Here is a 6,977-nt window from a genome sequence, read left to right on the forward strand (position 1 = left end):
GGTATTACCAAGGTTGTATTCGACCGCGGGGGATTTTTGTTTCATGGGCGGGTAAAAGCTCTGGCTGATGCTGCCCGTGAAGGCGGATTGGAGTTCTAAATGGCTAACGAAAGCGAAATCCAGAAAACGGAAAATGCCGAAGTTGCCAATGCTGCTAACGGCACCAATCCGAACAACGAACGCCGTGGTCGTGGTGGCCGTGGTCGTGGTGGTCGTGGCCGTGATGGCCGTGGTCGCCGTGATGACCGTCGCAACGAAGAAGCTGGTGAAGAGCTGATTGAAAAGCTGGTTCACATTAACCGTGTTTCTAAGACGGTTAAGGGTGGTAAGCGCTTCGGTTTCGCTGCTTTGGTTGTTGTTGGTGACGGTAAAGGCCGCGTCGGCTTTGGTCATGGTAAAGCTCGCGAAGTGCCGGAAGCTATTTCTAAGGCAACTGCTGCAGCTAAAAAGACGATGATTCGCGTTCCGCTTCGTGAAGGTCGCACCTTGCATCATGATGGTCGTGGCCGCTTCGGTGCTGGTCTGGTCTATCTGCGTTCGGCACCGTCAGGTACCGGCATCATCGCTGGTGGTCCAATGCGCGCCATCTTCGAAAGCCTTGGTGTTGCTGACGTCGTGACGAAGTCTGTTGGCACCAGCAACCCTTACAATATGATTCGTGCCACCTTTGAAGCACTGAATGATCAGAAGAGCCCGAAAGCCGTAGCCCAGCGCCGCGGTAAACGGATTGCTGATCTCTTCGGTCGCGGTGGTGCATCTGCAGCTAAGGCTGAAGCTGAAGCTGCTGCGGTTGTGGAGTAAAAATGTGATGGCAACTCTTAAAGTTACTCAGATTGGTTCTCCTATCCGTCGTAGCCCAGATCAGCGTGCAACGCTTATCGGTCTTGGCCTTAACAAGATGCATCGCACCCGCGAATTGAAGGATACACCCGATGTTCGGGGTATGCTTCGCAAGGTTGCTCATCTGGTTAAAGTTGAGAACTAATCTTTTCCTTGTCTTTTGATAAGGAAATTGGCAAAGAACAGCGTCGTCTCGACAAGAGAGGCGCTGTTTTTGTTTTGGAAAGCTTTGATGCGCATAGGCTTTCCTTGAAAATTTTTCTGCGCGCCAAAAGCGAAAGCGAGTGCTTTAATATGTCTTTTAAATTAAACAGTCTGAAAGATAACACGGGTTCACGCGTTGGTCGTGTCCGCGTTGGCCGCGGTATTGGTTCCGGTCTCGGTAAAACCGCTGGTCGCGGCCAAAAAGGTCAGAAAAGCCGTTCTGGTGTTTCGATCAATGGTTTCGCTGGTGGACAGATGCCCATCTATATGCGTCTCCCGAAACGCGGCTTTAACAATATTTTTGCTAAAGACTATGCCGAAGTTAACCTTGGCGTTGTTCAGAAGCTGATTGAAACTGGCCGTCTGGATGCCAAAAACCCGATTGACCATCAGGCTTTAAAAGCGGCTGGTGTCGCCCGCGGTGGTAAAGATGGTGTCCGTATCCTCGCTAAAGGTGAAATTTCTTCTAAAGTAGCTTTCAAAGTGGCTGGTATTTCGAAATCTGCCCGCGAAGCGGTTGAAAAGGCTGGCGGATCGGTTGAAATCATTGCTCGTCGCAATGTTGAAAAGACAGACGCCTAATAGGCTAGACACCAAGCCTGATTAAAAGAAGGACGGTCTGTTAAGGTATTTACCTTTGCAGGCCGTTTTTTCTGGAATAAACGTCATTTTAGGCACAGGCTTGGTTGTCAACTTTGCATTCACTGCTTAAACCCTCTATGTCCGGTTCTTGAGTTTTTATTACTCAAGGGGTCGTGGAAAGAAGATAAGGCTCAAGCTTTTTCTTTATCTTTTGCGACATGTCGATCATACGTCATGATAGTTTTTAAAAATCTATCAGCAATTTTTTCGGGGTTCGACTGAATAATGGCATCAGCAGCCAATCAATTTGCCTCTAATTTCAATCTATCCCAGTTTGGGAAGGCCACTGATCTTAAAAAGCGCTTGTGGTTTACCTTTCTGGCTTTGATTGTCTTTCGGTTACTTTCTTTTGTGCCGTTACCGGGGATTGATCCGCGCACTATGGGCGCGCTTTTTGCGCAAACGCATGGTGGTGTACTGGATTTCTTTAATACCTTTTCCGGTGGTTCTCTAAGCCGCATGTCATTGATCGCTTTGGGGTTAATGCCTTATATTACGGCTTCTATTGTCGTTCAGCTTTCAACTTCTCTTAGTCCACATCTTGAGGCTTTGAAAAAAGAGGGTGAAAGCGGCCGAAAAAAATTGAACCAATATACGCGTTACGGCACGGTTCTTTTGACCGCGATTCAAGGCTATTTTATTGCCGTCGGATTAGAAAACTGGAAAACGCCTGCGGGATTATCTGCCGTAGTCGATCCGGGTTTACTCTTCCGCATCAGCTGCGTGATTTCCCTGATTGGTGGCACCATGTTTTTGATGTGGCTTGGTGAACAGATTACAAGTCGCGGCGTTGGAAATGGAACATCGCTCATCATTATGGCGGGGATTGTTTCACAGCTTCCGGTTATTATTTTAAATACGCTGGAACGCACAAGAAGTGGAGCTGTTAATCCTGCTCTGATTATTGCTGTTATTGCTGTTGTGGCAGCCTTGGTTCTGTTCATCTGCTTTATGGAACGAGCACAAAGGCGTGTTCTAATTCAATATCCGAAACGCCAATCTGCCAATGGGATGATGCAGGCGGATAAAAGCCATCTGCCGTTAAAGTTAAATACCGCTAATGTTATCCCGCCGATTTTTGCGTCTTCTGTTTTGTTAATGCCATTGACGATTACGCAATTTGCTGGCCAGCGGGTGACCGCAGGGGGACGGTGGAGCAATATCCTGATTACGCTGAACCAATATCTGGCACATGGCACATGGCTGTACATGCTGCTCTATGGTCTGGGGATTGTTTTCTTCAGCTTCTTTTATACAGCGATTGTATTCAATCCCGAAGAAACGGCTGATAATTTAAAAAAATATGGTGGTTTTATTCCTGGCATCCGTCCCGGAAAAGCGACAGCAGACTATCTCGATTATTTGCTGACCCGTATTACGGTTATCGGAGCAGCTTATCTGACTTGCATCTGTTTAGTGCCAGAATTTATGGCCAGCGAGTTGGGTATGACCTCTTTTGCTATTGGCGGAACCAGCTTGCTGATTGTTGTTAACGTGACGATTGACACTGTTACCCAGATCCAAAGCCATTTGATTGCCCACCAATATGGTGATTTAATCCGTAAGTCGAAATTGCGCGGTAAAAGCATTCGGCGGCGCCAAAGATTAAAATAGGTTTTCCTGTTTAACAAATCGGAATCTTTACAATGAATATTATTCTTTTTGGCCCGCCGGGAGCTGGCAAGGGAACGCAAGCCCATCGATTGGTTCATGACTTTGGGATGGTTCAGCTCTCTACGGGTGATATTTTGCGTCAGGCCGTTAAAGAAGGCACCGAAGTCGGGAAAATCGCTGGCGAGTTGATGAAAGCCGGTAAGCTGATTCCTGATGACCTGATGATCAGAATTTTGGGCGAGCGTCTCGATAAGCCAGATACCAAAAATGGTGTCATTTTTGATGGTTTTCCTCGGACAAAACCTCAGGTCGAAGCGCTCGATAAGTTGTTGGCAGAACGCCACAGCAAACTTGATTGCGTCATTGAGATTAAAGTCGATGAAAACGCCTTAGTAAAGCGGATTGTCGGACGCTATGTTTGCTCCAAATGTGGTGCTGGATATCATGATGAATTCAAACGCCCCCATAAGGAAGGGGTGTGTGACATCTGTGGTTCTACTGAATTTAAACGTCGCCCTGATGATAACGAAGAAGCCGTTCGGGCAAGATTGGTCGAATACCACGAAAAGACTGCACCGATTTTGCCAGTTTATGAAGCTAGAGGCATTGTCGCTTACGTAGATGGGATGCTCCCCATGGGGAATGTTGCGACTAAAATTGCAGAAATTTTGAAAGAGAAGGGTGCTAAACCTATCTCCGCATAACGCGTCTTTTCTGTTTTTATATCCCAAAGGCAGGTCATTTATGGCCTGCCTTTTTTATATTAAAAGAGGGCTGTTCTGCGCTTCATTTTCTATGATCTTTTGAATAGGCTTTTTTATTGCTATTTTTTTAAAGATTTTTTATAGAAAAAGAGAATAATTGCTGGTTTTGTATCAGTTGTCCTTGACTCATGCCTACCTAACGGTTAGCAAGCTTGCTCTTTTGCAGTTGTGAATCGCAGGGGTGTTTTGGCATGTCTGGGGTGATAGCTGTAATAAAAAAAGCGCTGAGATGAGATATGTGCCACATATCTCGTGGAGCAGGAGACTACAGACATGGCTCGTATTGCGGGTGTCAATATCCCGACAAACAAACGTGTAGAGATCGCCCTTACCTATATTCATGGTATCGGTCCGACCACGGCTAAGAAAATTGTTACTAAGCTTGGTATCGCGCCGGAACGGCGTGTCCAGGATCTTTCTGACAACGAAGTATTGCAGATTCGTGAAGCTATTGATGCTGACTATACGGTTGAAGGTGATCTTCGCCGTCAGGTCGCTATGAACATCAAGCGTTTGATGGATCTTGCCTGCTATCGCGGTTTGCGTCATCGTAAAGGGTTGCCTGTCCGTGGTCAGCGCACCCACACCAATGCACGCACGCGTAAGGGTAAAGCTAAGCCCATCGCTGGCAAGAAAAAATAAGCAGATATCTTCTTAAAAGATATCTTTTTGCTTTTGCATCATCCAGCCTGAGGAATTTTAGGATATGGCACGCGAACCGCAGCGCGTTAAAAGACGCGAGCGTAAAAATATTTCAGCCGGCGTAGCTCACGTTAACGCCAGCTTCAATAATACAATGATCACCATCACTGATGCACAGGGAAATGCTATTTCTTGGTCATCTGCTGGTATGATGGGCTTCAAGGGCAGCCGTAAATCGACGCCTTATGCTGCACAGGTTGCTGCAGAAGATGCCGGTAAAAAGGCCGCTGAACATGGTGTCCGCACTTTAGAAGTCGAAGTTAAAGGTCCGGGTTCAGGTCGTGAATCTGCCCTTCGCGCTTTGCAGGCTGTCGGTTTCCATATCACTTCTATCCGTGATGTGACCCCGATTCCGCATAATGGCGTGCGTCCTTCTAAACGGCGTCGTGTCTGATCGATCTGGCGAAGGGCATCAGTGTCCTTCCTTTTCCATTTTTTTGGTGGCCGGCGGGCAGCCCTGCCGGCTCAACTCACAAGGGGACGAACGTGGCTGTCAACGCTAAGAACTGGCAGGAACTTAAAAAGCCCAACGCCCTGGAAAAGAAAGCGAGCGGGAACGGCAAATGCAAGGCAACTTTTGTTGCCGAGCCATTAGAGCGCGGCTTTGGTCTGACGCTTGGTAATGCACTGCGCCGTGTGCTGTTATCTTCACTGCAAGGGGCAGCCATTACGGCTATCAAGATCGAAAATGTGTTGCATGAATTCTCGTCCTTGAATGGGGTTCGTGAAGATGTGACCGATATCGTTCTTAATATCAAGCAGGTCGCGATTAAAATGCAGGGAGACGGTAGCCGTCGCCTTCATATTTCTCGTACCGGCCCAGGTGTAGTTACTGCTGGCGATATTGCTGTTAGCGGTGATATCGAGGTGATGAATCCAGAATTGGTGATCTGTCATCTTGATCAGGGTGCCGTCTTTAATGCTGAATTGACCGTTGATACTGGCAAAGGCTATGTTGCTGCTGTGGCTAACCGTCCGGCAGACGCACCTATTGGTCTTATTCCAGTTGATGCGCTTTATTCTCCGGTAAGACAGGTTGCATATAAAGTCGAAAATGCCCGCGTTGGTCAGGAACTCGATTACGACAAACTTTTGTTGACGATCGAAACCGATGGTACCATTTCGCCGGAAGATGCGATTGCTTATTCAGCCCGTATCCTTCAGGATCAACTTCAGCTCTTTGTCCACTTTGATGACGGTCTGGCTCCGCCAACCTCTGCTATTGGACAGAGCTCGCTGCCTTCTTCCAGCAGCGAAGCTGAAAATAGTGCTAATCAGCTTAATCGTAACCTTCTCAAGAAGGTTGACGAATTAGAACTCTCTGTTCGTTCTGCTAACTGTCTCAAGAATGATAACATCATTTACATCGGTGATCTTGTTCAGAAGACTGAAGCAGAAATGCTGCGCACCCCGAATTTCGGCCGTAAATCCTTGAATGAAATTAAGGAAGTTCTGTCTGGCATGGGATTGCGTCTGGGGATGGAAATCCCTGGTTGGCCACCTGAAAATATTGAGGAAATGGCCAAAAAGCTCGAACAGGAATATTGATTTCTGTAAACCGGCCTGATTTCAGGCCGGTCTTTCGCAGCAGAGTTAGGCGCTCTCTTTAAAAAAGCGTGGTCCAAGGTACCTAAAACGGCCTTGAGAACAAACGAAAGGATTTAAAATGCGTCATCGTGTAGGCGGCCGCAAGCTGCAACGTACTTCCAGCCATCGTCTGGCTTTGTTTCGCAATCAGGCCGCTGCTCTGATTAAGCATGAACAGATCATCACGACCTTGGCTAAGGCACGTGAATTACGTCCTTACACCGAAAAGCTTATCACGCTGGCTAAAAAAGGTGGCTTGGCTAACCGTCGTTTAGCTCATAGTCGTTTGCTGGACGATACTCAGCTGAAAAAGCTGTTTGACGTTTTGGCTGAACGTTACAAAGACCGTAACGGCGGCTATACGCGTATCATCAAAGCCGGTATCCGTGCTTCCGATGCAGCCCAGATGGCTGTGATTGAATTGGTTGATCGCGATACCACTGCAAAAGGTCAGGATTCTGGCCCTGTTCAGGTTGAAGAACAGGAAAATGAAGAAGCCTGATTTCTGTCAGAGCTTATTTAAAAAAGGGAAGGGGCTTATTAGCCCCTTTCTTTTTGTTTTTTTCTAAAAAATTTCAAAAAAATCAAAGCAGGGCTTGCCTTTCTCGCTCGAGATGATTAGAG

The 6,977-nt window shown here is 47.2% G+C and carries 10 protein-coding genes; all 10 read left to right on the plus strand.

What is annotated here, in order from left to right:
• Positions 1-99, plus strand: a 99-nt coding sequence (locus LDL18_RS08135) for a 50S ribosomal protein L18 (protein ID WP_296508563.1), incomplete at its 5' end; no start/stop codon positions are given.
• On the plus strand, positions 100-801 hold the full coding sequence (gene rpsE, locus LDL18_RS08140; protein WP_011240440.1) for a 30S ribosomal protein S5: 702 nt from the start codon (positions 100-102) through the stop codon (positions 799-801).
• Between the two features lie 7 nt (positions 802-808).
• Entirely contained in the window at positions 809-985 is a 177-nt protein-coding gene (rpmD, locus tag LDL18_RS08145; protein ID WP_011240441.1) for a 50S ribosomal protein L30, read from the plus strand.
• A gap of 149 nt (positions 986-1,134) precedes the next feature.
• On the plus strand, positions 1,135-1,626 hold the full coding sequence (gene rplO / locus LDL18_RS08150; RefSeq protein WP_296508565.1) for a 50S ribosomal protein L15: 492 nt from the start codon (positions 1,135-1,137) through the stop codon (positions 1,624-1,626).
• A gap of 285 nt (positions 1,627-1,911) precedes the next feature.
• The gene (secY, locus tag LDL18_RS08155; RefSeq protein ID WP_296508554.1) at positions 1,912-3,300 is read left to right on the plus strand and encodes a preprotein translocase subunit SecY; all 1,389 of its coding nucleotides are present in this window, start codon (positions 1,912-1,914) and stop codon (positions 3,298-3,300) included.
• Positions 3,301-3,332: 32 nt separating this feature from the next.
• Positions 3,333-4,004, plus strand: coding sequence for an adenylate kinase (locus tag LDL18_RS08160; protein ID WP_296508557.1), 672 nt, complete (start codon positions 3,333-3,335; stop codon positions 4,002-4,004).
• A gap of 333 nt (positions 4,005-4,337) precedes the next feature.
• On the plus strand, positions 4,338-4,706 hold the full coding sequence (gene rpsM, locus LDL18_RS08165) for a 30S ribosomal protein S13 (protein ID WP_011240445.1): 369 nt from the start codon (positions 4,338-4,340) through the stop codon (positions 4,704-4,706).
• Positions 4,707-4,770: 64 nt separating this feature from the next.
• Positions 4,771-5,160 (plus strand): 30S ribosomal protein S11, encoded by a 390-nt coding sequence (gene rpsK / locus LDL18_RS08170; RefSeq protein ID WP_011240446.1) that lies wholly within the window; start codon positions 4,771-4,773, stop codon positions 5,158-5,160.
• 92 nt (positions 5,161-5,252) lie between these two features.
• The gene (locus LDL18_RS08175; RefSeq protein WP_011240447.1) at positions 5,253-6,314 is read left to right on the plus strand and encodes a DNA-directed RNA polymerase subunit alpha; all 1,062 of its coding nucleotides are present in this window, start codon (positions 5,253-5,255) and stop codon (positions 6,312-6,314) included.
• A 118-nt stretch (positions 6,315-6,432) separates the two neighbouring features.
• The gene (rplQ, locus tag LDL18_RS08180; RefSeq protein ID WP_296508561.1) at positions 6,433-6,855 is read left to right on the plus strand and encodes a 50S ribosomal protein L17; all 423 of its coding nucleotides are present in this window, start codon (positions 6,433-6,435) and stop codon (positions 6,853-6,855) included.
• Positions 6,856-6,977 lie beyond the last annotated feature (122 nt).

The organism is Zymomonas sp., assembly GCF_020216885.1.
Classification (GTDB): Bacteria; Pseudomonadota; Alphaproteobacteria; order Sphingomonadales; family Sphingomonadaceae; genus Zymomonas.

Coding starts and splice junctions, on each gene's coding strand:
- rpsE (WP_011240440.1), top strand. CDS start 100: ATGGCTAACGAAAGCGAAATCCAGAAAACGGAAAATGCCGAAGTTGCC.
- rpmD (WP_011240441.1), top strand. CDS start 809: ATGGCAACTCTTAAAGTTACTCAGATTGGTTCTCCTATCCGTCGTAGC.
- rplO (WP_296508565.1), top strand. CDS start 1,135: ATGTCTTTTAAATTAAACAGTCTGAAAGATAACACGGGTTCACGCGTT.
- secY (WP_296508554.1), top strand. CDS start 1,912: ATGGCATCAGCAGCCAATCAATTTGCCTCTAATTTCAATCTATCCCAG.
- LDL18_RS08160 (WP_296508557.1), top strand. CDS start 3,333: ATGAATATTATTCTTTTTGGCCCGCCGGGAGCTGGCAAGGGAACGCAA.
- rpsM (WP_011240445.1), top strand. CDS start 4,338: ATGGCTCGTATTGCGGGTGTCAATATCCCGACAAACAAACGTGTAGAG.
- rpsK (WP_011240446.1), top strand. CDS start 4,771: ATGGCACGCGAACCGCAGCGCGTTAAAAGACGCGAGCGTAAAAATATT.
- rplQ (WP_296508561.1), top strand. CDS start 6,433: ATGCGTCATCGTGTAGGCGGCCGCAAGCTGCAACGTACTTCCAGCCAT.